Annotated in this window: 24 protein-coding genes; 5 read left to right on the top strand and 19 right to left on the bottom strand. The window is 68.0% G+C overall.

Going from position 1 to position 24,186, the window contains the following annotated elements:
• Positions 1 to 537, top strand: a 537-nt coding sequence (locus tag QZ847_RS08940) for a TonB-dependent receptor (RefSeq protein WP_294355675.1), incomplete at its 5' end; no start/stop codon positions are given.
• Positions 538 to 564: 27 nt separating this feature from the next.
• Complete coding sequence (locus QZ847_RS08935; RefSeq protein ID WP_294355672.1) at positions 565 to 1,230, top strand: TetR/AcrR family transcriptional regulator; 666 nt, start codon at positions 565 to 567, stop codon at positions 1,228 to 1,230.
• Between the two features lie 31 nt (positions 1,231 to 1,261).
• Here QZ847_RS08935 and QZ847_RS08930 read toward each other — a convergent pair whose 3' ends face one another.
• From QZ847_RS08930 to QZ847_RS08905, 6 genes are all read right to left on the bottom strand, one after another.
• Positions 1,262 to 2,227, bottom strand: a complete 966-nt coding sequence (locus QZ847_RS08930) for a spore coat U domain-containing protein (protein ID WP_294355667.1) — start codon at positions 2,225 to 2,227, stop codon at positions 1,262 to 1,264.
• A complete protein-coding gene (locus QZ847_RS08925; RefSeq protein ID WP_294355665.1) occupies positions 2,218 to 4,524 on the bottom strand; it encodes a fimbria/pilus outer membrane usher protein in 2,307 nt (768 codons plus the stop codon). Before QZ847_RS08925 ends, QZ847_RS08930 begins: the two co-directional genes overlap by 10 nt.
• A gap of 15 nt (positions 4,525 to 4,539) precedes the next feature.
• Entirely contained in the window at positions 4,540 to 5,271 is a 732-nt protein-coding gene (locus QZ847_RS08920) for a molecular chaperone (RefSeq protein WP_294355661.1), read from the bottom strand.
• A gap of 23 nt (positions 5,272 to 5,294) precedes the next feature.
• Positions 5,295 to 5,828 (bottom strand): spore coat U domain-containing protein, encoded by a 534-nt coding sequence (locus QZ847_RS08915; protein WP_294355659.1) that lies wholly within the window; start codon positions 5,826 to 5,828, stop codon positions 5,295 to 5,297.
• Positions 5,829 to 5,858: 30 nt separating this feature from the next.
• Positions 5,859 to 6,395, bottom strand: coding sequence for a spore coat U domain-containing protein (locus tag QZ847_RS08910; RefSeq protein WP_294189871.1), 537 nt, complete (start codon positions 6,393 to 6,395; stop codon positions 5,859 to 5,861).
• A gap of 114 nt (positions 6,396 to 6,509) precedes the next feature.
• Positions 6,510 to 7,172 (bottom strand): response regulator, encoded by a 663-nt coding sequence (locus tag QZ847_RS08905; RefSeq protein ID WP_294355656.1) that lies wholly within the window; start codon positions 7,170 to 7,172, stop codon positions 6,510 to 6,512.
• Between the two features lie 105 nt (positions 7,173 to 7,277).
• Here QZ847_RS08905 and QZ847_RS08900 point away from each other — a divergent pair, with 105 nt between their 5' ends.
• The 3 genes from QZ847_RS08900 to QZ847_RS08890 all read left to right on the top strand — a co-directional run bounded on the left by QZ847_RS08900 (position 7,278) and on the right by QZ847_RS08890 (position 10,908).
• Entirely contained in the window at positions 7,278 to 7,928 is a 651-nt protein-coding gene (locus QZ847_RS08900; protein ID WP_294355655.1) for a response regulator transcription factor, read from the top strand.
• Between the two features lie 137 nt (positions 7,929 to 8,065).
• Positions 8,066 to 10,507 (top strand): ATP-binding protein, encoded by a 2,442-nt coding sequence (locus QZ847_RS08895; RefSeq protein ID WP_294355653.1) that lies wholly within the window; start codon positions 8,066 to 8,068, stop codon positions 10,505 to 10,507.
• On the top strand, positions 10,504 to 10,908 hold the full coding sequence (locus tag QZ847_RS08890; protein WP_294355649.1) for a response regulator: 405 nt from the start codon (positions 10,504 to 10,506) through the stop codon (positions 10,906 to 10,908). Before QZ847_RS08895 ends, QZ847_RS08890 begins: the two co-directional genes overlap by 4 nt.
• Here the strand turns inward: QZ847_RS08890 and QZ847_RS08885 are convergent.
• The 13 genes from QZ847_RS08885 to QZ847_RS08825 all read right to left on the bottom strand — a co-directional run bounded on the left by QZ847_RS08885 (position 10,881) and on the right by QZ847_RS08825 (position 24,174).
• Positions 10,881 to 12,293, bottom strand: coding sequence for an O-antigen ligase (locus QZ847_RS08885; RefSeq protein ID WP_294355647.1), 1,413 nt, complete (start codon positions 12,291 to 12,293; stop codon positions 10,881 to 10,883). The two genes, QZ847_RS08890 and QZ847_RS08885, sit on opposite strands and share 28 nt — an antisense overlap.
• 26 nt (positions 12,294 to 12,319) lie before the next feature.
• Positions 12,320 to 12,622, bottom strand: coding sequence for a hypothetical protein (locus tag QZ847_RS08880; RefSeq protein WP_294355644.1), 303 nt, complete (start codon positions 12,620 to 12,622; stop codon positions 12,320 to 12,322).
• A gap of 214 nt (positions 12,623 to 12,836) precedes the next feature.
• A complete protein-coding gene (locus QZ847_RS08875) occupies positions 12,837 to 13,646 on the bottom strand; it encodes a hypothetical protein (protein WP_294355641.1) in 810 nt (269 codons plus the stop codon).
• Positions 13,643 to 14,071 carry a DapH/DapD/GlmU-related protein gene (locus QZ847_RS08870; protein ID WP_294355638.1) on the bottom strand — a complete coding sequence of 143 codons (429 nt, stop codon included), beginning with the start codon at positions 14,069 to 14,071 and terminating at the stop codon, positions 13,643 to 13,645. Before QZ847_RS08870 ends, QZ847_RS08875 begins: the two co-directional genes overlap by 4 nt.
• A 1-nt stretch (position 14,072) precedes the next feature.
• Positions 14,073 to 14,525: a glycosyltransferase gene (locus tag QZ847_RS08865; RefSeq protein WP_294355636.1), complete on the bottom strand. Its 453-nt coding sequence runs from the start codon at positions 14,523 to 14,525 to the stop codon at positions 14,073 to 14,075.
• A gap of 17 nt (positions 14,526 to 14,542) precedes the next feature.
• Positions 14,543 to 14,989, bottom strand: coding sequence for a UDP-N-acetylglucosamine--LPS N-acetylglucosamine transferase (locus QZ847_RS08860; protein ID WP_294355633.1), 447 nt, complete (start codon positions 14,987 to 14,989; stop codon positions 14,543 to 14,545).
• Between the two features lie 73 nt (positions 14,990 to 15,062).
• Positions 15,063 to 16,739, bottom strand: coding sequence for a hypothetical protein (locus QZ847_RS08855; protein ID WP_294355631.1), 1,677 nt, complete (start codon positions 16,737 to 16,739; stop codon positions 15,063 to 15,065).
• A complete protein-coding gene (locus QZ847_RS08850) occupies positions 16,739 to 16,996 on the bottom strand; it encodes a hypothetical protein (protein ID WP_294191570.1) in 258 nt (85 codons plus the stop codon). Before QZ847_RS08850 ends, QZ847_RS08855 begins: the two co-directional genes overlap by 1 nt.
• A 137-nt stretch (positions 16,997 to 17,133) precedes the next feature.
• Positions 17,134 to 18,558 (bottom strand): oligosaccharide flippase family protein, encoded by a 1,425-nt coding sequence (locus QZ847_RS08845; RefSeq protein WP_294355629.1) that lies wholly within the window; start codon positions 18,556 to 18,558, stop codon positions 17,134 to 17,136.
• Positions 18,555 to 19,730 (bottom strand): O-antigen ligase, encoded by a 1,176-nt coding sequence (locus QZ847_RS08840; protein ID WP_294355627.1) that lies wholly within the window; start codon positions 19,728 to 19,730, stop codon positions 18,555 to 18,557. The genes QZ847_RS08845 and QZ847_RS08840 overlap by 4 nt, the downstream gene beginning before the upstream one ends.
• A complete protein-coding gene (locus QZ847_RS08835; protein WP_294355624.1) occupies positions 19,727 to 20,956 on the bottom strand; it encodes an acyltransferase in 1,230 nt (409 codons plus the stop codon). Before QZ847_RS08835 ends, QZ847_RS08840 begins: the two co-directional genes overlap by 4 nt.
• On the bottom strand, positions 20,953 to 22,074 hold the full coding sequence (locus QZ847_RS08830; RefSeq protein ID WP_294355621.1) for a hypothetical protein: 1,122 nt from the start codon (positions 22,072 to 22,074) through the stop codon (positions 20,953 to 20,955). The genes QZ847_RS08835 and QZ847_RS08830 overlap by 4 nt, the downstream gene beginning before the upstream one ends.
• Complete coding sequence (locus QZ847_RS08825) at positions 22,075 to 24,174, bottom strand: tyrosine-protein kinase family protein (protein WP_294355618.1); 2,100 nt, start codon at positions 24,172 to 24,174, stop codon at positions 22,075 to 22,077.
• Positions 24,175 to 24,186 lie beyond the last annotated feature (12 nt).

The following is a 24,186-nucleotide window of genomic DNA, read 5'->3' as shown; positions in this document are numbered from 1 at the left end:
AGCACGCTCAAGACCCGCGGCATCGAGGCGGAGGCATCGGTGCGCCCCGCGCGCGGCGTCACGCTGTCGGGCGGCGTTACCTACCTCGACACCGAATACGGCAATTACAACGTCGCCTGCTATTTCGGGCAAACCGCGGCGCAGGGGTGCAACCTGAGGGGACCGAGCTTCAACGCGCGCGGCACGCCGCTGGTCGGCGCGTCGAAGTGGACGACCAGCCTTGCCGCCGATTTCCAGCAGCCGATCGGGGATGACCTGAAGGTCTTCGTCAACGCCGACTGGCGCTATCGCAGCCGTTTCCTCTACGCGATCAACGATCCAAACACGATCCAGCCGGGCTATTCGCTCGTCAACGCGACGCTTGGGATCGGCGACATCGGCGACCACGCGCGCGTTAGCGTGTTCGTGCGCAACCTGTTCGACAAGCGTTATGCCGCGGCGATCTTCCCCGGCAATTTCTCCGCAGGACAATACGTACAAACGCTTCCGGACAATGCGTTCCGGCGGATCGGCGGCGCGTTCGAGTGGCGTTTCTGAACGCGCGGGCGGGCAAGATCCCCAGCCTTGCCCGCCGCCGTAGAACCGGTCAGTGTCGCTCGCCGGTCCGGCAAGAGCGAGGTATTAATCCTGCGACGTACACAGGAACAACGAACGGCGGAGACGCGCGCCGCGCTGTTCGCGGCCGCGGTCGCGACGATCAGCCGCCTGGGCTATAGCGGCGCCAGCAACGCGGAGATTGCGGACGAGGCGGGCGTCAGTCGCGGCGCGATCACGCACCATTTCGCGACCCGCGCCGCCTTTATCGCCGAGGTGGTGCGATGGGTGTTCGAACAGGAAGTCGCCGCCTATCAGCAGATCCAGCGCGACCGTCACGTCGGCACGCGCGTGTCGGACTGGCCCGCTATCTCGTGGGAAGTCCTGTCGCGCCCCTCAGGCGTCGCGGTGCTGGAGATCTTTGTCGCCTCGCGCAGCGATCCCGAGCTCGCCAGCCTGATCCGTCCGGCGCAGCAGGCGATCGAGGAAGCGGCGGCGAGCGCCTTCTTTGACCGGATCGGCGCCACGGTGCGCGATCCCGCGGCGATCCGGCTAGTGGTATGGGCGGTGCGCGGCATGGCGCTGGGGCGCGAGTTCATCGACGATCCGGGCAGCATGCAGGCGTCGGTCGATCTGCTGACCAGCATGTTCGCGCGCCTCTCTCCGACCGGCAAGCTGGAGGAACTGATCGGCTGAGCGGGGCAATGCCCTCACCGACCGTGTGCGATCAGAAGGTGACGAGGACGCTGATCGTGTCGGTGTAGCTGCCCGCGGGCGGCGTTGCCTGCGTGGTGTCGATTTTGGCGACATAGGCGGTCGCCTGATCGGGCGTCGTCGCGCCGGTGCCGAGCGTCGCGACCGGCAGCGGATTGCTCTCGTCCCACACGGTCGTGCCGTCGGCGCGATAGATGTTGTAGCGCAGTACGTTGCCCGCGCCATCCGACATGGTGCGCCACGGACGCGCGGTGCCGGCCGCCCCGGCGGTGAAGCTGACCGCGTAGCTCGCCCCCTTGGTGCACGCGATCTGCACCGCCTGCGTGACGGGCGTGAACTTCGACACCAGCGGCGCGCTGCCGAATGACACCGGCGGCGCGGTCAGGCGGCAATCCTTGGTCACGATCATCGTCACCGTGAGAATGGTGGTGCCGCTGCCCGTTTCGGGTAGCACGCACGCGCCGAGCGTACCGACGCCGCGGCAGATCGACCATTGCCAGTTGATCGTAACCGTATCGCTATAGGTGCCCGCGGGTACGTTGGGCGAGGCGGTGAGTTTGACATAGAGCGGCGTTGACAGGTTCGACTGGCCGAGCCCCAGCAGCGAGAGCAGCTGCGGGTTCATGTAGTCAACGCTGCCGCCCTGGGTAAAGGTAATGCTGCCGCTTGGATCGGCCGACAGGCGATAGCTGATCGCGTCGCCAGCGGCACTGCGCAGCGTGTAGCCGTTGCTGCTGGTCGCGGTGGCGCGCGCGTAATCGGCCGACAGCAGGTTGAGCAGGGCGCCGGGGCAGTCGAGCCCGGCGGTGGTGGTCACGGTCGGCACCATGCCGCCGATCACCGTGTACGATGTCTGGCTGCCCAGATTGGCGTTGGTCGCCGCGGTGACGGTGCAATTCGCCGCCTGCGCGGGGGCGGCGAGCAGCAGCGCGGCGAGCGCAGCGGTGAGCACGGCGAGCAGGCGGGCGATCAGCGACACGTCACGGCTCCCAGATTGGCGGCGGCGGCGAGATCGACGGGGATGGAAACCGACCCGGTGCAGCTGCCGCCCCCGACGCGCGGCGCGGTCAGCGTCACCGCGCCCGACTTGCCCTCGATCAGCACGACGCCGTCCCAGCCGACCACCGTCGGTGCGGCACCCGCAATCATGACGGGGGTGCCCGCCGAAATCACGTCGCCCGCCGCGTCGACCAGCTTCACCACCGCGCTGTGCACCGCGCTCACGGTCAGCGCGACGACGCCGCCGGTGCCTTCGCGGAACGCCACGCGCTGCGACATCACCGGGGCCTGCGCGACCGCGGGCATGTCGGCGATGTCGATCGAGAATTGTCCGGGATGGTAGGCGACGACGCGCGGCACGAACAATCGCCCGTCACGTGCGGTGCGCCCGACCGGCTGGTTCTCGTAATAGACCGGCACGTTGGGCATGCCGGTGGTCACGACCGCGAACGCGCTCGGCAATTCGTTGGCGAGGTATGGCTTGCCGCCCAGCAGCACCATTGACCCGCTCGCGCTGGCATACACACTCGACGTAGCCGGCGCGCGCGCGGCACCCGCCTCCAGGGTCACGGTGCGCGTGCGATAGGTTGCGTTCGCCTGCCCGACGAAGTCGCCGCGCGAGCCATAGGCGCCGCTCGCCGACCAGCCGAGCCCGCCGTCGGTCGGCACCGCGCTCGCCGCGTCGGCCTGGATACGCGTCGCTCCATCGGGCGTGTGCGCGATCCCGGCGCTCGCAACCGTGTTGCGCCCGATTGGCATGACGAAGCGGAGCTGCGCGCTCAATCCCCGACGCGTGAAATCGTAATCGGCGGCGGCGAACAAAGAGGAGCGCGTGCCGACCGGCAGCGACATGGAGGCGGACGCGATCCGCGCGCGCGCGCCGTCACGCGCCCGCGCGTCGATGTACCCCAGTCCCAGACTGCCGAGCGTCGCCAGCCGCGTGCTGACGGTCGCGCGCAGGTTGCTCTGCCGTCCGTTCCACTTGGCGAGATCGAAACTGCCGAGGTCGGCGAAGTCGCGGCTCTGCGACACACGCTCGATCCCGGCGCTGAACGATCGTCCGACGTAATTGTAGCCGACCGTCAGCCGCGTGCCCTGTCTACCCTCGCGCCGGCTGGCGGCGAGCGAGCCGTGCACCGCGCCGATCCGTCCGGGTGACCAGACCGCGCCCGCACCGGCGAGCAGCAGGTCGTCGGCACCTTCGCCGTGCGCCTCGATCGTCAGCCGATCGGTCAGGCCGTGGCGCACCGCGCCGCTCACGATTTCGCGCCCGTAGCTGAAACTCTTGATCCCGTAATCGCGCCGGAGCGCACCCGCATCGATCGAGAAGTCGGTCAACCCCGGACGCAGCAGTTCGGGCGCGACGTAGAAGGGGATCACGGTCGCGATCTGGCGTCCGACCGCGTCGGTGGTGACGATGCGCGCCTCGCCCGCGCCGTTCACGACCGGCACCTGATCGAGCACGAAGCGGCCCGGCGACACGTCGTTGTGCTGCTGGTGATAGTCGTTGATGAACAGGTCGACGCCCGACGGCAGCGCCGCTTGGCCCGCGAAATCGGGCAGGGGCACCGTGATCAGGTCCGGGCGGGTCTCGAAACTGCGCGTCAGGCGAACGCCGCCGATCCGCACCGCGCGCGACCAGGTGAGCGCGCCCGAGATGACGTCGCCGGCGGCGGCGCTCAGCACGCGGCCCTCGTCGACGTAGCGATAGGTGGTGTCGTACCGGATCACGCCCTGTCCGATGCCGCCGCCGCCGCTGCGCCACACCGCCGTGTTCGCGATCGTGCCCCATGGACCGAAGGCGCGCTGCTCGCTCAACAGCGAGGCAAAGGTCTCGCCGCCGCTGTTCTGCGCGAACAGGTCGTAGTTCAGCACCGCGCCCGTGCTCACGACGGACGGTGTCCATGCCAGCGGCGTTCCCGCGATGCGCCGCGTCGGCAGCAGCGCCAGCGGCACGTCGAGGATCAGTCGCTGCTGCTCCTGATCGTAGCGTGCGGCGACACCGGGCAGCGCGGTGACATCGACCGGCGCGGCACCCGGCACCGACAGTCCGGCACGCCGAAGCGCGTCGGGCGCGACGATGAAGCGCGCGCCGCGCTGCTCGACGCTGACCAGATCGGGTGTCTCGACCCCGTTCACCACCAGCGCGACGAACAGCGCCGAGTTTGCCTGCGCTGCTTTCGCCGTTGTCGGCACCGGCGCGTCGGATGCGCTGTGAGCCGCGCTCGGGATTGCGCCCGAAAGCAGTGCGGCCAACAGGACGGAGGCGAGCGACACCGCGGCGCGTCGGCGTCACGCGTCCGGCGCGAGCAGTTCGTCGCGACCGTTGACGCCGACCTTGACCGCGCCGACCGTTCCGCCGGGTAGCGCGAACCGCAGGGTCGCGCCGGGCAGGACGTAGCCGGCCAGCCCCGGTTTCACCACCTGCTCGCGCCCCGCATTGACGATCCGCACGTCGGTCAGCCGCGCATGACCCGTGCCGGTGTTGCGGATCTCGATCGTACGTCCCCCGCCACCCGCAGCGTAGCGGGTGACGAGGTGCGGTTGCTGCGCGGCGGGGGGAGCCGCGTAGACGAACAAGGGGATGGAATAGCGCATCTGAACGGCGAGCCGCGCGCTCATGTGCTCGGCCTCGCCGGCGGCGGGCGGGGTCGGCAGTTCGTCGACGATCAGGCGGTAGCTCTGCTCGGGCACCGCTGTGGCCGGGGACGTGGTCGCAGGGGCACGGCGGATGACGCGGACCAGCTGACGCCGGCCCGGCTGGACCGTCGCGATCGGGGGGCTCGCGACGACCTGATCCTGTTCGTCGAGCGCGTCCTTGCCGTCCGCCTGCGACCAGCCGAACGAGCGCACCTGCAGCGTGACCGGCGTCTGGCCGGTGTTCTCCAGCCACAGCGACGTGGACTGCTCGCCCGGCTTGATGATGGGGTCGACCGGCCAGATGACGACGGTCGATGCCCGCGCCGCCGCGGGCAACAGCGCTGCCGCCGCGATCGCCGCGGGGAAAAGGAAGGTGCGGATCACGGCACTGGTCCTTGCAAGATGGGTCACCACGCGATCGTCACGCGTACGGTATCGGCGTAGCTGCCCGCCGCCATCGCGCCGGTCAGCTGCGCGCGGCCGACGATCGGCAGGGTCCGCTTGGTCGCGCCGGTCGCGAAGCGGTAGGCGAGTGCCTGCGTCGTCCAGGCGGTGCTGCTGCCATCGGCGAACAATTGGTACGCGACGAAACCGGTGCCGCCGCCGCCCAGCTTCATGCGCCTGATGCCGCCGCTGGCGTTCTCGCCCATGTCGGCGGTGACGGTCACGTCGGTGTCGGGCGTGCACTCGATCGCGATGCCGCCGGTTCCGCCCGACACCATCGCCGCGTCGAGCGTGCCGGTCGTGGTGCCAGCAACCGTGCCGAAATCGATTCGGCCCAGCTGCGACGCTCCGTTGGCGGCTACGACACAGCCTTTCACGATCGCGGCGGATACCTGAAAGCTGCGCTGCGTCTCGGCATGCGCGACGCCGATAAAGAAGGTGACGGTCACAGCGGTGAGGCCGGCAAGCACGCGTGCGACACACAACAGGCACGTCATGGTCCCGGCTCCCGCCCCCGCGTTCCGCCGCTACCAGGTCAGGGTAACCTGAACCGTATCGGTGTAGCTTCCCGCGGCGAGCAGCTGCCCGGCCGAGGTGACGCGCGCGTAGATCGGCACGCTGACCGCCGCGGTCGACATCGTGCCGAGCGGCAGCTGCTGGCCGATCCCGATCTCGTTGGTGCGCGCGGAGTCGGTGAACAGTCGGTAGGCGACGGTGTTGCCGTTCGACGCCATCCGTCGCTTGCCGGCGTTGTCGTTCGCGCCCGATCCGATCGTCAGCACCGGCGCGACGTTGGGCGAGCATTGCACCTGCAGCGTGCCGAGCGAGCCGATCAGCTGACCGTCGACGTTGCCGAAGATGCCGGGCTGGTCGGGGAATTGGATCGAGCCGAGCGACCCCAGATTGGCCGAGGCCGAACCGCCGCCGTTGACGACACAGGCGTTGGTGACGTTCAGCGCCACGGCGATCGTGCCCGTCGCGGTATCGGCGAGCGCGGGCGTGGCGGCAGTGGCGGCGAGCACCATGGCGGCGGCGGAAGCAATAATGGTCGTGGAACGGAACATCGAGCGGTCTCCGTGCTGGTGACCCGTTCGCAAAACGCCACGGCGGTAAACAACTTGTTGCCGGTCGTTATTCGGTTCCCCCGATTAGACCGAAGTCTTACGTATATTTCGCATTCAGCCGGTCACGCTGTCAGCGGACCGGCGGCGATCGATCGCCGCGATCGCGCGGCGTGCATCCGTGTAGGCACGCCCACGAACCGAGTCATCGCCGGTGGAGAGTGCCAGCCAGCTCTCGCTGACCTGCGCGAAGCCGAGCGTTCCCGCCGCCCCGGCGATCCGGTGCGCAGTGGCAGGATCGGGTGCACCAGCGATCGCCTCCGCCAGCTGATCGCGCAACCGCGCGATCAACGCGTCGAGCTCCGCCGGCGCAAAGACGTTGGCGAGCCGTTCCACGCCGCCGAGTTCATCACTCGGTCGCCAGCGCGCCACCTCCTGCACCAGATGCGCCGGTTCGCACGGCTTGGCGAGGCAGCCGTCAAACCCGCGCCGGCGCAGTTCATCTTCCCCGATACGCAGCGAGGTGAAGGCGATGATCGGCACACCCGCCGCGGCACCGGACGATCCGCGGATCGCCGCTGCTGCCTGCCACCCGTCGAGCACGGGCATGTTGATGTCGAGAATGACGAGATCGGGGCGGTGGCCGACAACATGGTCGACCGCCTGCTTTCCGTCCTGCGCCGCCATCACCTGCCAGCCCGCCTGCGTCAGGCAATGTTGCAGAAACTTGATATTGATGATCTCGTCATCGGCGACGACGACTTTAGGATAGGTTAGCAAAATTTTCCTTTCGGAACTCGCACGCCACCTATAGCATTTCGCCGAAATGTCTGTTCAGGGCTGACCGATAAACTGTAAAAAACCGCAAAGGGAAGGGGGATTGTTGTGACCACAGGTCAGCGTGTGCTGATCGCCGACGATCATCCATTGACCCGAGAGGGGCTGGCACTGGCGGCGCGCGCCGCGCTGCCGGGAAGCGTGGTCGATCAGGCGGGATCGATCGGCGAGGCACAGGCGGCGATCGCGTCGCGGCGCAGCGGCTACGCACTCGTACTACTCGACCTGATGCTGCCCGATGCGAAGGGCTTTTCCGGCTTCCTGGCGCTGCAACACACGCTGGGTTCGACACCGATCGTCGTCATCACCGCGCGTGAGGACTGCGTGTTGATCGACGCCGCACGCGCGCTCGGCGCGGCGGGCTATCTGTTCAAGAGCCAGCCGATCGACACGATCGCTCAGCGATTGCGAACGATCCTGTCGGGCACGCCGGTGTTTCCGTCCGATGGTGAGGCAGGCGCGGTGGCGACGGCGCGGGAGCGGATCGCGACCTTGTCGGGTGCGCAACTTCGCGTGCTGCTCGCACTCGCCGACGGTCGCCTGAACAAGCAGATTGCGGGCGACCTCGACATCAGCGAGGCGACGGTGAAGGCGCACATGACCGCGATCTTCCGCAAGCTGGGCGTCAACAATCGCGCGCAGGCATTGCTGGCGGTCCAGCCGTTGATGGGGGATGCGGGATCGGAGCGGCACGCGTGACCTCCTCCGCGTCGGCTGGGAGCGGACGCGGTCACGACGCTGGGGGCTTCGGCTACGGCGCTCTCATGGGCTTCGGTGCAGGCGAGGGTGCGCAGCGGCCGTTAATCGTGCCGCCCAGACGACCGTCGCGTTGGCGCATGGTCGCGATCGCGGTGCTGATCCCGGCGCTGCTCATCGCGCTGGCGTGGTGGAACATCGCCGAATATCGCGCACTCGCACAATCTAACGAGCAGACCCGCGTATCCTTTCAGAAGCGCATATTGATCTACGATCTGATCAGGTCGCTCGAACAGGCGGAGACTGCGCAGCGCGGGTTCATCCTTGCCGGCGACCCGCGTTTCCTGACACCGTACGAACCCGCGAAGCGCGCGACCGCGGCGCTCTTTTCGCGAATCTCGGCTAAGGGCTCGGACACGAGTGTGCAGCGCGATGCGCTGCGACGCATGAAGATCGCGATCGACGCCAGGATCGATGAGATGGACGCAGTGCTCGCGCAGCGCCGCCGCGATGGGCTGCAGGCGGCGATCCACCGTATCGCCCGAGGCACCGGCCGGGTGCTGATGGAGCAATTGCGTCGCGACGCGGCAATCCTCCGATCGGAAGAAGAGCGCCTCAGCGACGTCGGCGCGGAGGCGGTAAAGACGCATGTGGCGCGCACCGGACGCTTGATCACCTTTACGGTGGTGCTCGGCGTCGCGCTGTTCCTGCTCGCGCTGGTCGCGATCAGGCGGCAGCGGCAGCAGCGTTACCGCGCCGATGTCGCGACCTTCGACGCCGCGACCCGCTACCGCTCCATCCTCGACGGTACGATCGACCCGATCGTGATCCTCAATCCCAGCGGGACGATCGAGCTGATCAATCGCGCGACCGAGCAGTTGCTGGGATACACGCCGGCCGAGGTCGAGCGGCGCGACGTGTCCGCGATCGCACTGCTGCCAAACGAACTGCACCGGACCTTTCCGCAGTGGATCGGTCTGCGCGACGGCATGATCGCTGCGCCGTATCGCACCGACGTACCGCTGCGGCACCGCGACGGGTACACCGTGACCGTCGACGCCGCGCTCGGCGTCATGAAGCTTGCGGACGGCGAGCACGTAGTCGTCTCCTTGCGTGACGTGTCGGCGCGCAAGCGATCGGAAGCGATCAAGGACGAGCTGATCTCCACGATCAGTCACGAATTGCGCACGCCGCTGACCTCGGTCGTCGGGGCACTCGGCCTGTTGCGTGCAGGGTCGGCGGGTAATCTTCCCGACGCGGCCAACCGGCTGGTCGGCATCGCGGAAAGCAACGCGCGCCGGCTGATCCGCCTGATCAACGACATGCTCGACCTTGATCGCATGCAGAGCAATCAGTTGCAGATCGACCGCGTGCCCGTCGATCTCGCAGCAGTCGCGGCGCGCGTCTGCGATGACATGCAGGGTGCGGGCAGCGCGCGCGACGTAACGGTCCGCTGCAATGCGGGCGAGCAGGAGTTGGCCGTGCTCGGCGACGCCGACCGGCTGATGCAGGTGATCGGCAATCTGGTCTCCAATGCGGTTCGCGTCAGCCCGCCCGCACACGCCGTTACCGTCTCGGCAACGCGAGTCGATGGCATGGCCCGCGTCATGGTCGACGACGAGGGGCCGGGCATTCCGCCGGCCTTTCGCGAGCGCCTGTTCCGCCGGTTCGAACGCGCGAACGAGCAGCAGGGTACCGGCACCGGCCTGGGGCTCGCGATCTCGCGCGAGATCATCCAGCGGCACGACGGCCGGATCTGGTTCGAGGATCGTCCAGGCGGCGGAACCCGCTTCGCCTTCTCGCTCGAGCTCGTGCGCGAGACCGTCGACGTCGATACTTCGAAAGACGCGGCCGGGCGCGTGCTCGTATGCAGCGGCGACGCAGCGATGGTCGCTAAGCTGTCCGACGCCGTCGCGGCAACCGATCATGCGGCGACCATAGTCGCTACCGCACATGCGGCGCATGCGGCGCTCACGGAGCGCGACTATGCCGCGTTGCTGCTCGATCTCACTCTTCCCGATGGCAACGGCTTCCAGTTCGCGCAGGCGGTGCGACGCGCGAAGCGTGGGAAATCGCTGCCGATCGTGATCGTTTCCGCAACCGCGCGTGGCGCTGACGACGTGCTGGTGCCCTTCGACCTGGTCGACTGGATCCCCGATCCGATCGAGCCTGAGCGGCTCGACACCGCGTTGCGGACCGCGATCGCGCGTACGGGGGCGACCAGGCCGACGATCCTCCATCTCGACGACGACCGCGACCTGCTCGACGTCACTGCCGCGCTGCTCGGTGACGAGGCGCGGCTGATCACCGTCAGTGATCTGCCGAGCGCACGCGCGGTGATCGAACATGCCGCACCCGACCTCGCGATCCTCGACCTGCACCTAGTCGAGGGTACGGGCCTCGACCTGCTGCCGGCGCTGGTCGACCGCAACGGCGTCGCGATCCCGACGATCCTTTATTCGGCGCACGATATCGACGCCGACCTGGCGGCGCGGGTTGACGCGGTCCTCATCAAGTCGCGGCGCTCATTGCCCGACTTGCGCGCGACGATCCGGCATGTCCTGTCGGCCCGACGGGCATGAAGGTGGCGGGCTCCCCGCTTTCGATCCTCTACGTTGACGACGACGACGACATCCGCACCATCGTCGCCATGTCGCTCCAGCTCGATCCGGCGATCGACCTGCATATGGCCGCGAGCGGGGAGGAGGCGCTGGCATTGCTCGACCGGCGCGCCGGCTGGACACCCGACGTGGTGCTGCTCGACGTGATGATGCCCGGGCTCTCGGGTCCGGCCACCTGGGCCAGAATGCGCGAGCGCCCAGGGTTCGCGCGCGTGCCCGTCCTCTTCATGACCGCGCGCGGACGTCCGGTTGAGGTATCCGAGTATCGTGAACTGGGAGCGGCGGGCACGATCCTCAAACCCTTCGATCCGATCCACCTCGCCACCCAGATCCGTTACTTGCTGAGTGCGACGTCGAGTTGATCGAAGCGCAACGCCGATAAGCCCGAACGTTTGCTTGCCGCGGAACTCGCACTACCCGCTCCCGGCGTCAGCACGCTGAGCGCTACCGCGAGCACGATCGCGAGCGTCGGCGTCCGGAGCGGATAATCGACGAACGAGTGCGCCAGCAGACCGGCGACCACGATCGTCGCGACGCGCCGCTCTAACATGACTTTGCGGCTGTACTGCGCACGCGTAGCTAGGCTCGCCCAGCCGAACAGCAGCGCGGCCATGATCGGGACGATCGCCAGCGCACCCGTCTCGACGAACAGCTCGATGAAGTCGTTGTGCGCATGATTGATGTAGAAGGGATGCAATTCACCCACCGGCTCGATCAGCGCGTAGACGTGCGCGAATGTGCCGAGTCCGCTGCCCCACGGCCAGTAGAGCAGCACCAGATCACGGGCATGCGCCCAGATCGACCAGCGTAAGTCTCCGCTGACGCCGCTTAATCGTGTTGAAGTATCGCCGTTGAGCGAGACGAGTGCGACGATCACGCCAAATCCGACGATGATGAACAATCCGGCGAAGCGCATAGCCGGATCGATCGATCGAACCTCGCTGCGATCGCGCGGGAACGCCAGAAGCGTTGCGCCCGCCATGACTAAACCGATCATGAGCCCTGTTCGTGATCCCGACAAAGCGATGATTGACAGTGGGAAAAGCGAGGCTCCGGCGAACAGCATGTACCGGCGTGGCCACGGTATTGGCTGCCCGCCGATCCACGCCCCGAAGAATGCCAGGCAGCACGCCAGAAAGGTCGCGCCGTGATTGCGGTTGGCGAAAAACCCCGGTGCGTTCGCAGCCTGCGCGGAATGGTAGATGTCGCCCCACCGTCCGGCGGAGCCGAACTGTGCGAGGGCGAGGATGACGCCCACTGATCCAAGTATCGCGAAGGAGGCGAAGATCGAGCCCCAATCGCGACGCGGGCGCACATGGAGCAGCAGCAACGTGGCGGAAAAGACCGCGACCGGCACCGCCGCCGAAGCGGTTGCGACACGATCAACCGAGATGGACGCCGTCGCCGCTGGCTCGACGAGCGCGCGGATGCTGCCCGCGAACACTTGTCCCGCTGACAGGCTAAGCCACTCGCTCGGGATGCGGCATAGCTGGACCAGCACGACGCCGAGCGGCGCGAGCGCGAGGCCGAGCAGTGTTGCAGGAAAGGCGCGTGGATCGAGAATGATGCGCCATGTCGCCACGCCCGCCGCAATGGCGATCCACGCGGCGAACGGCACCGCGCGCCACGTCGGCTGCAACACCGACCCGCCGAGTACGACAAGCAGCGCCAGCCCCGCCACGAGGCTTGGCTCGAGCAGGCGCGGCAACGGCAGCGGAGCATCAGCGACACGCAGTGCTATCGGCATATCCGACGTCGTGCGGCCGGCCTGAACTACTGCGGGCTTGCCGGCGGCGGGGCCAGGGGCGCGGCGCTCGCGGCAGTGCCACCGCCCCCCGCCGCGAGCGCCGCCCCGGCGCCGCCCAGCCCCAGCAACGGCAACAACAGCGGCAGGCCGAAGAAATTGTTCGATCGTCTAACCTCCGGGCGTGCTGGCGTCGGCGTACGCTCCGCTCGCGTCCGCGTCTTGACCGAGGTCTTGTTGGCAGCGCTCGCCTGCGACGGGATCACCTGTGTCGCCGCAGGCGAGGCAGCGGCAAAGGCGATCACGGCACTAATTGCAGCGAAGCGTCGCATGTCTCGATCCCACTATTTGCCACCACGATCGGTAAAGAACCTTGTGTGAGGCTGGTCAATTGATCTGCTGTCGAACAGTAAGGAACCGTCGAGAAAGGCGCTGGAAACGACGGCGGCTTATCAATGAAGATGCTCTGAACTCGCGGAAGCGATACGTTCTCTTACGAATCCAACAGCGTCACGATCAATCGATCATCGGCTAGGATGTTGCCAATCAGCGCGCCCGCAGGCGCAAACCGATTAGTTGTTTCCGGATGAACGCCACTTCAGCGGCGAACGAGCGTGATCGATGTTTGCGGATCGCCTGCAACGCACCGGAGAAATAGCGCCTTTTCAGAAGCGGATCGTTGTCGCGGTGGCCGATCAGCGCCGCATCGACGAAGCGGGCACGTCGCGCGTCGTGCCAGGCGCGGATCGCGTAATCGGTGTCTTCGCCCGCCACCGCCGGCGTACCCAGGCCGAGTTGTTCGTCGAAGGCGCCGAGCTGTACTGCCAGGCTGGCGCGCACGAAGATCGTGTTCGAACTGCCGTGGGAGATCGCTTGTTGAAGCCGCATGCGCCGGTCGCATGTATCGGCGACGGGCGAGCGTGCGGCGGTGCCTGAGCGACAGACGGCGAAGTCGACCTTGGCATCGAGCGCGATCAGGTCGGCCATGAAGTGCAGTGATCCCGCGGGATACCAGGCATCGTCGTCCGGAAAGGCGATCGCGGCAGAATCGGCCATGTCGCTGGCAAGTTCGACTTGTTGCAGCAAGATGTTGCGGGCGGTGCTGAGAGGTACGAGACCGGGCACGGTGTGTACCTCGACCCAGTCGGGCAGATCGGGCGCGGAATGGTCGGCGGCATTCTGCAGCAGCAGCAGCAGGCGGATGACGCGCGCGGGCTGCTCGTCACGAGCGTGCGCAACCGACCGCACCATGCGATAGAGCGCGTCGTGCCGCCCGGATGCCAGATTAGTGGTGCTGAACAGATAGATGTCGGCGCCGGTCGCCGCACGAAGCGGCTGGGCTGCGGAAGAGGTCATGGCTTCTGAAGCACGCCGTACTGCCCCGTGCTGATGCCCGAGCGCAGCACGCCGGCCGGATTGCCGCTGACGATCGTATTGGCGGGCACGTCGCGTGTCACCACCGATCCGGCGGCGACGATCGCGTTGTTGCCGACGCGTACGCCCGGCAGGATGATGCTGCGCGCGCCGATGAAGCATTCGTCGCCGATGATCGTATCGGTGCGCAGGCCCCGCACCATGTCGTGCGTCAGGATCGCAGCGTCGAATGCAACGTAGCTGTGGCGACCGACATGGAGTCCGCGCGGGTGCGTACGATCGAGCTTTGCCGAACGCGACAGGCGCGCGGTCGGGTGGATGTGCATGCCCCAGAAACGGTTGCAGACCGCGATGCGCGCGCGGATCATCAACCGCTGCAGCGCGATCAGATTGTTGAGGCTGGGCACGTCAGGCAGCACTCACGAAATCGGCCACCGTGCTGATGAGCGCGCGATAACGCGGCTGCTCGGCCGGGCGATAGGGCGGCGCGTTGCGGCGCAGGCAGGCGTGTTCCAGCTCGGCCTCGTCATGCGCGACCGTGATGCCGACCTGCCCGCCGAATTGGCGCGCGGTCGCGAGCTGATGTTCGTTGCGATGTTCTCCCAGCGCCGCGATACGCGGAAACAGCACCAGCGGCCTGGCGTGCGCTGCCGCCGACAGCATCGTGCCGATGCCGGCGTGACCGACAATCAGCGTGCACGTCTGTGCGAGCGCGTCGAACTCGGACGGCGAGAGACTGGTGCGCTGGTCGAGGTGGACGAGGCCGGCGACCGGCTCGATCGCCTGCGCGACGATGTGCAGGCCGTGACGACCCGCGACCGCGTCGAGCGCGCGGATCAGCCGCGGGAAGGGCAGTTGCATGCCCACCGTTGCCAGGATCACAGCACCGCTCCCGAATAGCCGACCTGTTCGGTCGCGGCGACATCGGGCCATTGGCTGAGACACTGCGTCGCCAGACTGCGGGCACGCCGGCCCGACAGCGACATCTGCTCGCCATTGGCGATGCTGTCGATCCACAAGGTTCGCGCGCCGATCACCCGGCCGAGCGCGATGCCGATCACGCCGGGCAGCGCGCCGGTGGTGACGATCACCTGCGGTCGTCGGCGCAGGATCAGCAGCGCCAACCGCACGACGCACGCGATGACCCGCAGGCGTCGGTGGCGGTTGCAGTCGGGCACCAGCGCCGCGACGACACCAGCGCGCTGCGCCACGCCGTCGCGCGTGGTGACGAACGTCACCTCATGCCCGACGAACGCGGCGCGCAGCCGCATCATCTGATCCCAATGGCCACCCGCGGATGCGATGGCGAGAACACGCTTGCTCAAGATCGGTTCGCCCCCCGAACGTCCCTGTGTTGAACGTTCGTGAGGGGCGGGTCCTTGTCAATCGTTTCACCGCTCAGCGCGGCGGTATCGTAAGCAATAGCGGGGCCATCGCCGCGGCGAGCCTGGTTGCGGCCAGATCGTAGCCCGCGGGCGACTGGTTCGGCCCCTTCAGCGCGGAGGCGAAATGCACATTGTCCTGCCGGATCAGATCGGTCGTCTCGGGCGCGATCGTGACGCCGGGCACCTCGGCGGCGAGCAGCGTCTGGATCGCGCGCAGCGCCTCCATCTGCGGCTGTGCGCCGGTCTGATTGCCGAGCGGCTGGATCACGATCGGGCAATCGTAGCCGATCTTTGCGCGCAGTGCCGCCCACACCAGTTTGGTCTGCGCCTTCCAGTCCGCCGCGACCGCCGCATCGGCGGCGTTGGCAGACCAGTAGAGCGCATCCGCCTCGCCCTGCGACCACATGATGACGCAGTGGCGATAGCGTTTGCCAGGATTGCCGCCGAAGTCGAGGTTGGCGAGGGCGCTCGTCAGGCTCGGCCCCGGAATGGCGGCGTCGCCGTCCCACCAATATTTGTCCGAGTTCGGGTTCGCACGCTTCAGGACCGACGACCCGCCGATCGCGGTGCTGCTGCAATAGGTGGTCAGTTCGCGGGAGAGGTCGGCCGGGATCGACAGGCGCGCCGACAGGTCAGGCACGAACACGCGGGCGAGCGCGTTGCTGCCCGCGCTACCGTCACCGCTGACGCTGTCGACCGTATAATATTGCGCGTTCGACTGGCCGGCGAATATCGACACGAAGCGATCGGGAAAGCGGTTGGTGACGAGGCCGCTCCAATATCGGCGCTGCCACGCCGCGATTCCCGCGCATTCCCGGTCGGCGAGCGCGCTGTCGCCGTTGAACACCAGCAGCTCGCGCAGCGACGCGTTGGCTGATTGAGTGAGTGCGCCATTGTTCCCCACCACCAGCCGGTTGCCGCTGGAACTCGCTCGTGCATGCGGTCGCGCGGTAAACAGGGTGCGCGTGTCGCCGCCACCGGAGACGGTCGCCCCTGTCTGGTTGAACCACCAGTTGCGCCAGCGGTTCGCAAAGTCGGTGCTGGCGTCGACCAGCAGCGCTCCGCTGGCGCCGTACAGCGTCGTCTCGGCGCCCGGCCCATCGGCGCCGACCACCAGCGCGCCCGTTGCTGCGGTGCCGTAGCCGATCAGTGGACCGACCGCGGCCGAGTAGACCGCCGGGTCGCGCGGGTGAACAGCCGCGCTCGTCCAACCGCGCGTGGCGCTGACCGCCAGCAGCGACAGGTTGGCGCTACCCCCCACCGCCAGCGGCGTCGACGCGGTGGCGAGATGCTGTGCCTTGGCCGTAAAGTCGACATAGGCGCCGTCGTAACTGGCGGGTGCGGCGGGAAAGACCAGCGCCGGTCGTGACGAGCTGGTCAGATGATGGCCGTTGCCGCTCTGATCGTACCAGGTAGCGACGCCGAAGCTGCGGCCGTCGCCGTAGCCAGACCAGGTCGCCGCCGGCGCATCATACGTCCCGTCGGCCTTGAAGGTGAGCGTGCGCAGCACGTTGCCGCTGTCGCGCACCTGCAGGCACGCGCCCGCGTAGGCGGCCACCACGCGCCGGAGCGAATAAGCCGCGGTGAGGGGTTGCGACGCAGCCGCCGCGGCGAGCGGTGCGACGACGCGTGCACCTTGCCCGCCCGATCGCCGGGCGAGCCGCACGCCGCCTGACATGGAGAGCGCCATCACGCTTCTCCGACGAGGTCGCCGGCGGTGGTGCCGGTGGCGCGGACGTGCGAGACCCTGAGCGCGATGTAGCTGGCGTCGGGCAGGTTGCGGTATGCCACATCCACCTGCGCGTCTGCGGGTCGCACGATCACCGTCCCGCCCTTGCCGACATAGATGCCGCGCGGCGTCACCGGCAGAGGCACGACATCGTCGGGCTGGATCGCGAAGGCGATCGTGGCAGGCGCGGTGTCGGCGGTCGAATAATCGCGTGTCATGGTGTGATCCCCCGGATTGCAGAGGATTGCGCCCATATGACCATGCTCGACGTGTAGGACAGCGCCGATTTTGCACTGTGCGTGCCGGTCGCTCCCGGCAGGATTGCGGCCGTGCCCGCCAGGTGTCGCGACGAAGCTCAGGCAGGCTTGGCGACGTGCCGCGGGGCAAACGGGCGCCACCCGCGTCCGGCCGCGATCATCACCACAATCAGATACGCCGCCGCGCCGCCGCCGATCAGGATAGGCAGCGCAAGCGCGTCGGGCAGATCGACGGTGAACCTCGCGCGCACGCCGGCGACGACCAGCAGCATCAATGCGCCGCCCGCCCAGACCGGCGCGATCCCGCGCGCCCACTTTGCGGGCGACACCACGCGCACGCGACGCAGGATCAGCAGATGCGCCGCCAGTGTGGGCACGACCAGCGCGTTGACCAGCGCCACGCGCGCGAGTGCCGGGATCGGCCATGCCGGCACCAGCACCAGCAGCGCCAATGCCGCCTGCGCGCCGCTCGTCAGCGCGATCGTCCTGCTATGCCCCAGCGCCTTGAGCGCGACCTGCGCGACATAGTTGAGCAGCAGGATGTTGCCTGCCACCGCTACGACCGCGAGGAACGGCGACGCCGCAGCCCCCGTGTGCCCGAACACCAATCGACAGAACTCCGGCGCGATTGCGGCGAGCCCGAAGAAGATCGCGCCGCCGACCATGGCGCCCGTCGCGGTCGCGCTCGCCAGTGCCTCTCCAAAGGCCGCGCGATCGTCGCACAGCGCAGACAGGCGCGACATGGTGACGTCAAGCAGGACGGCGGTGACCATCTGCGCCGCGACGAAGTAGAACCGGCTGCCGATGACGTAGAGCGCGAGAACCGCCGCACCGTCGTGATACGGTAGCGCCAGCTCGATCGCGCGGGTCGAGACATAGGACAAGAGGTTGCCCAGCATGACGAAGCCGCCGAACGCGAACAGCGGACGCGCGGCGCGGAAATCCGCCGGCTCGGTGGAGCGGGTGCCGCCGTCCAAGTTCATCTGCACCGCGGTGCTGCCGGCGAAGGTCAGTGCCTGCGCCACCAGCGCCCACACGCCCAGTCCGGCGAACGCGCCCGCGATCCCGACGAGCGAGCCGAGCACGGTGCTGCTAAGCGACATGCGGGCGAGCCTGGCGAATGCCATGTCGCGGCGCAGAACCGCCGCCGGAATGTAGACAAAGGCGTTGAGCAGCAGAACGAGCGACAGCGCCGACACGATCGGGCGCAGACCGGGGGTTCCGAACCATGCCTCGATCCGTCCGCCCAGCAGCACGAACCCCGTCGAGAGCAGGATCGATGCCGCGACATTGACGCGGCCGAGCGCCCTGATCGCACCGGGCGTCGCGTCGCGGTGGCGGATCACCGCGTCGCCCGCGCCATTCTCGTTCACCAGTTCCGCCAGCGCCATGATCGCGAGCGCCGCGCTGAACAGTCCGATCTGCTCGGCCGACAGCATGCGCGCGAGGATCACGAACGTCAGCGCGGTGCCGAGCCGCTGACCCCATTGCCGCGCGGCGGACCAGGCGTAGTGGCGGATCATGCGGGTTGGGGCACTTCATACCCGGCGGAGAGACGAGGGGACACGAACGCCGCCTCCCGCCCAGCCGACGATTGGCGCGGTAGGACGCACACGATCAGCAGCGGGAAATAGGCCGGCGTCGCCAGCGCATTGTCGCTGTGCGACAGCAGCAGAAAGCCGATCCATGCGGCGAGCGCGGTTATGTTCAATGCTCCATCGCGCCACCCAGCGCGCAGCATCGCCGCGGTTAGCGCCAGGTAGAACAACCCTGCGCCAACCACGCCCAGCTCGACCGTCAGGCGCAGGAAGTCGTTATGCGCGGCGGGTGACCCGACCACGACGACGATGTTCTGCGGCGTCTGCCAATATTGATGGCCAAATCCGATGCCGGTCCACGGGTAACGCTCGGCCAGCGTGTGCAGATAGGCCGCCATCTCGTTGCGGCCGTTGTCGGTGCTCGTGACCAGCCGCCGCAGCGCAAACGGAACGGCGACCGCGGCGAAGATCGGCAGAGCGGCGATCGCGCCCAGCAACAGCACCAGCTTGTCACGCACGTGGATCATGCGGCTGAACGCGACGAGGCAGACCGACACGAACGCCGCGACCGCCAGCGCGGCACGGCCGCCCGCGAGGAGCAGGATGACGACGTCGGCTGCCGCCAGCGCCAGATAGCGCAGCCTCCGCCACTCCAGCCCCAGGATCAGGCTGGCGACAATACCGGTCGCTGACAGGCCCGACAGGAACGCGGGGATCAGCGATCCCTGCAGCCGCGCCGTGCCGGTCGCCCACTCGGTGCCGAACAAGGCGCGGCCGGTCGTGATCGATCCGATCACGCCGGCGGCCACGCAGACGAGCGGCAACCACGCGCTGGTGCGCAAGATCGTCCGGGCATCGTGCTCACTCGGCAGAAAACCGGTCAGGACGTAGATGATGGCGAACTGATTGACCGACAGCAGCCACGTCATCCAGCTGAAGTGCGGAAACGACGTGAGCAGCCCCAGCACGATCGTCAGCAGCAAGGTGGCGATCATCAGCGCGAGTGCGACCGGATCGACCCGGCGTCGGATCAGCACCGCCGCCGCAAGCGCGAGGTACAACCCCTTTTCCAACACATTCGCGTACGGGAGCCCGAGCGTCTGCGCGAGATTGAGCGCGAAGAACAGGCTGGCAGTGACGTAGAGCCGCCCGATCATCGTCGCGATCCTGTACGGCGCAGCCGTCGCGCCAGAGCACGCGGCCAATCGCCATTCATGCACGGCCGCTCGACCGCGACGTAGAACAGCATGCAGCCGATCACGACGACGGGCAGGACGCACAGGTAGAGCGCCGCAACCGCCAGAGCGGGCCAACCGGACCAGTCGAACGGCCCCAGCATCACGCGTGACGCGATCTGCAGCAGCGGAACGTGGAGCAGGTAGATCGAGTAGCAGGCGCCGCCGACGAGCGCGATCCAGCGATTGCCCAGCCAGCGCCGACCCCTGATCCCCCGCGCCGCGCCCAGATAGATTAAGATGATCGCCGCGCTGCGGACTAACAAGACGCTTGTCCGCCCCGCAAATCCCAGCCGAAGGTAGAACAGCATCGATCCGGCCACGAACAGCAGCAGGCCGATCGCGAGTGCAAAGTCGGCCCACGCGGCGGCCGGCGCCTCGAACGGCCGCCGCCGCGCCGCCCAGTCGCTCACCGCCATGCCGAGCAGGAACGGGAACAGGTGCGCCACGAGAGAATAGTGGGTCCGGGCAAACGGATCGAGCAGCGCCTGTAGTACCAGCGTGACGAGGATGGCACCGGCCGCGATCACCGCGCGCGTGCCGGCACGCCGCACCACCGTGTAGGCGCCGATAATGAAGGGCGCGAGCAGGTAGAACTGGATCTCGATCTCCAGCGTCCACAACGGAGGATTGACGCGCGGCGAGGCAACAAAAATCGTCCCGTGAAGATAGAACAGGCTCGCGAGCAGGCTTTCCCACAGCGGCGTGGTGGCATCGGTGTGGCGCAGCGCCGGGCTCGGTCCGACGTTGCCGCCCGCCGACGCGAACGCGGCGAAGCAGATGAGAACGGTCAGGATGTACGGCGGCTCAAGCCGCGTGATCCGGCGAAGGTAGAAGGCACGCAGTCGGGGCGGCCGCCCGGTCAGAAACGGGTAAGCGATGATGTAGCCGGAAATGAAGAAGAACAGCTCGACCCCCGCGATGCCGTTCGGCAGCCAGGCAAACCAGCCCTCGTCGGGCATCGCGGCCGGGTCCGCCGCCCGCTGCCCGCGCAGGGCGGCGTGGTAGAGCATCACTTGCGCGATCGCGAGGAAGCGCAGCCCGTCGATCTGCGGCACGTAGTTGTGCGAATTGGTCACGCGCCCGAACGTGTCCGGCCAGCGGCGCCAATCGTGCAATCGCTGGAGTAGGGAGGCATCGACCGTCACGGGCGCCACGTGTCAGGTCGCGCGCGGGGCATCGTGAACTCGATCACCAATTCGGCAGCCGCGCCGGCGCCAGCTGTGTCAGCCGGCACAATAGCGATCTCGCCCGCCGCGCAGGCGAGCGGCTCGCCGACGCGAAACGTCGCCTGGTTCGCTCCGGCAGTCCGGAGCGCCACCCGCCAGCCACCTCCCTGGCAACGATAGCGCACGTCGATCCGGGTCAGCACGTCGGGCTTGGCATCGACGCTGGCCAGAGACGCGCCTCTCGTGAGCGGTCCCAGCACGTGGCGCGATGCGAAGGCCTCGGTCCCGTGACCGTTCCAGCGAAAGCTGAACGCCAGCAGGTCACCGCGCCTCACTTGCGTTCCTTCGAAGTCGACGCTCGCGCCGGTCTGCCAATCGAAGGGAAAGCGATCGTCGGATAAGCCGCGATCCATCGCTGCACCGCGCCGCCAGAACGCGTCCGCCAGCGCGACATCGCCGCGCTTCCAGCTCTCGCGCGAGGCGAAGGCAGCGGCGCGGCTTCGGTCCGTGCGGTCGGTCAGCCCCTCCACAGTCAAGAGCCGTACGCGCCTTCCAGCGGCGTCATCCAAGGTCGCTGCGTCGAACAGATACTGGCTCCGCCACGCCGGGCGCGCGTTCAGTCGCGCGACGACGAGGGATTGCCAGCGCGGCGCACGCTCCATCTGCGACAGGATCGACATGAGCGGTCGAGGTGCCACCTGCCGGGCGAGCAGCGCGTCGAGCCGCAGCAGGACTTGCGCATCATCGCCGCGTTGCAGGCTGTCGGCGATGATGTCGATCTGCGCGGCGGTGTCGTGAAAGCCCAGGCGACGCAGCAGCGTGAAACCCGCCGCGCGCTTCGTGCCCGCGGGCATTGCAGCGATCCAGCGGTTTAGCAGTGCCGCGTCGAACGGAGCGTCGACGATCGCGGTGGCGTAGCGCGCGCGGTCGGCGGACGGGCGCGGGTCCATGACGATGACCTGCCGCGTCGGCGCTGTTTGCAACACGGTCCGCTCGGCCGCGGCGCGGGAAAGGTTGGCGAGCGCGAGGGCGACGCTCAACCCGGCTGCGATTGCCGCGACCAGCGCGAACCGGCGCCTGCCTTCACTGCGCACCACTTACCCGGCGGCCTCGTGACGATAGACCCCGTAGCCGTATTCCTCGGCGCCGGTCGGTCGGTAGAAGGTGAGCAACGCGCCAAGCGGCGTGACGCCGAGCTTGGCGAGCTTGCCGATTGCGGCCTGCACGGTCGCGACACGGCTGGTATCGGCGCGGATCGCGAACAGAACCGTCTGTGCCCGAACCGCGAGCAGCAACGGATCACCCACGCCGACGATCGGCGGCGTGTCGATCAGGACGAGATCATAGGCGCGCGTCGCCGCCTCGATCGTGTCGCGCAATCGCAGGCTCGCCAGCAGGATGGCCGGCTGCGGCGGACGCGTCCCGGCCGCGAGCACGTCGACGCCGGTCACTCCGCTCCGCTGCGTCGCGTCGACGAGCGCGCGCTGCCCGGCAAGCACCTCGGTCAGGCCGTAATCGTCAGCGACATCGAACAGGCGATGCTGGACCGGTCGGCGCAGGTCGGCGTCGATCACCAGAACGGACTTGCCGGTCGTGCCGACCGCTTGAGCCAGCGCGTGGACCGTGGTCGACTTGCCGTCGCCGATCGACGCGCTCGTGACCAACACCGATGCCGGCAGCCCGCGGTCGCTGGCCACGTGCAGCGCGGCGAGCGCCTCGCCGTAGCTGCTCTCCAGCCTCGCCTCGTCGTCACCGCGCGCAGCCGGAATCGCGGCGATGACCGGCAGGCTCAGTCGTGCGGCCACGTCGACGGGGGTGCGCAGGCGAGCGAACAGCAGTTCGCGCACCAGCAGGAACAGCGTCGCCGTCACCACGCCGAGCAGCAGGCCGATGGCGGCAAACAGCGGCAGGCTGGGAAAATGCGCGCGATCAGGCGGCACGGCGCGGTCGAGGATCGACAGGTTGCTGACCTGAACTCCTGCCTCCGCGTTCAATTGATTCAGCCGGGCGAGAAGTGCGTCATACTGGTTGCGGTTGGTGTCGGCTTCGCGCTGTAGGATGGCGAGCGCGACGCTGTTGTCCTGCTCTGACAAGCGGCTGGATTGCAGCCGGGCGAACCGCGTCGCCAGTTCGGCCTCGTCGCGCGTCGTGCTGTCGAGCGGGGTGCGCAGACCGGCCTTGATCCCGTCCGCCAGTCGAGCCAGTTCGCGGCGCAGCGCGGTCGACTGCGCCGTCAATTGCCGCACTTCGGGATGCTCGGGTCCGTGCCGCGCCGCGGCCGCGTCCAGCCTGGCCTGAACGTCGGTCGACTGCGAGACCAGCGACTGGACCGCATTGTTGCCGATCACCTCAGGGATCGCGAGTGGAGGACGCGCGGCGACCGCACGCCAGTCCGCCTGCGCGCGGATGCGGCGCTGCGCGGCGTCGCTGAGCTGCTGGTTGACCCGGTCGAGCGTGTCGCTGGTCAGCGTCGCACCGGCGCGCTGGTTTTCGCGTACCGGAACCGCGATGATCGCGGCACGGCGCGCGTAATCGTTGGCGCGGCGCTCGCTCTCCGACAGACGCGTGCGGATGTTCGCCAGTTCGCCTTCCAGGAACGCACGGGCATAGCTCGATTGTTCGGCGCGCTGCTGCACGTCGCGGCGGACCAGATGGTCGGCAAAACTGTTGGCGATCAGCGCCGACAATTGCGGGTCGGGCGAGGTGAAGGCGATGCTCGCGGCCCGGCTGTTGGGGATGATCGCGGCCGACCGGTTACGATCGAGCAGGTCGAGCACTGCCTTCCGACGCTCGGCCGGCGTCGTCGTCGCGCTCGCGTGCATCTGGCGCAGGAAGGTGTCGTCGGCCGACAGCTTCAACGCGCGCATCACCGCCTCGACAACCGGCACGCTGCGCGCCATCAGCAGCGTTGTCTCCATCTGCCGGTCGATGTCGGCGACCTGCACCGGGCCTGCGACATCTTCGGTGCCGACAATACGCTGCGCGGCGGCATCGATGCGCAGCTTCGCGTCGGCGCGGAAGGAAGGACGGATCAGCACGAACGCCAGCAGCGCCGCAGCGAGGCATGCGAAGACGATCAATGCCATCGGTATGAGCGAGCGGCGCACCGGCACCCAGAGGCGATCGAAATCGAGCGCGAACAGCGGGGCAGGGGATGGTGATACCGGCGCCTCGATCCTGCCGAATGGCGCGTTCATGCCGGCGACCGC

Origin of the sequence: uncultured Sphingomonas sp., assembly GCF_913778135.1 — a bacterium.
Taxonomy (GTDB): Bacteria; Pseudomonadota; Alphaproteobacteria; order Sphingomonadales; family Sphingomonadaceae; genus Sphingomonas.
The sequence above is the reverse complement of the archived record's forward strand: the minus strand, read 5'-3'. Positions and strand labels throughout refer to the sequence as shown.

Coding starts and splice junctions, on each gene's coding strand:
- QZ847_RS08915 (WP_294355659.1), bottom strand. CDS start 5,828: ATGACGTGCCTGTTGTGTGTCGCACGCGTGCTTGCCGGCCTCACCGCT.
- QZ847_RS08910 (WP_294189871.1), bottom strand. CDS start 6,395: ATGTTCCGTTCCACGACCATTATTGCTTCCGCCGCCGCCATGGTGCTC.
- QZ847_RS08895 (WP_294355653.1), top strand. CDS start 8,066: ATGGTCGCGATCGCGGTGCTGATCCCGGCGCTGCTCATCGCGCTGGCG.
- QZ847_RS08890 (WP_294355649.1), top strand. CDS start 10,504: ATGAAGGTGGCGGGCTCCCCGCTTTCGATCCTCTACGTTGACGACGAC.
- QZ847_RS08885 (WP_294355647.1), bottom strand. CDS start 12,293: ATGCCGATAGCACTGCGTGTCGCTGATGCTCCGCTGCCGTTGCCGCGC.
- QZ847_RS08880 (WP_294355644.1), bottom strand. CDS start 12,622: ATGCGACGCTTCGCTGCAATTAGTGCCGTGATCGCCTTTGCCGCTGCC.
- QZ847_RS08875 (WP_294355641.1), bottom strand. CDS start 13,646: ATGACCTCTTCCGCAGCCCAGCCGCTTCGTGCGGCGACCGGCGCCGAC.
- QZ847_RS08865 (WP_294355636.1), bottom strand. CDS start 14,525: ATGCAACTGCCCTTCCCGCGGCTGATCCGCGCGCTCGACGCGGTCGCG.
- QZ847_RS08855 (WP_294355631.1), bottom strand. CDS start 16,739: ATGGCGCTCTCCATGTCAGGCGGCGTGCGGCTCGCCCGGCGATCGGGC.
- QZ847_RS08850 (WP_294191570.1), bottom strand. CDS start 16,996: ATGACACGCGATTATTCGACCGCCGACACCGCGCCTGCCACGATCGCC.
- QZ847_RS08845 (WP_294355629.1), bottom strand. CDS start 18,558: ATGATCCGCCACTACGCCTGGTCCGCCGCGCGGCAATGGGGTCAGCGG.
- QZ847_RS08840 (WP_294355627.1), bottom strand. CDS start 19,730: ATGATCGGGCGGCTCTACGTCACTGCCAGCCTGTTCTTCGCGCTCAAT.
- QZ847_RS08825 (WP_294355618.1), bottom strand. CDS start 24,174: ATGAACGCGCCATTCGGCAGGATCGAGGCGCCGGTATCACCATCCCCT.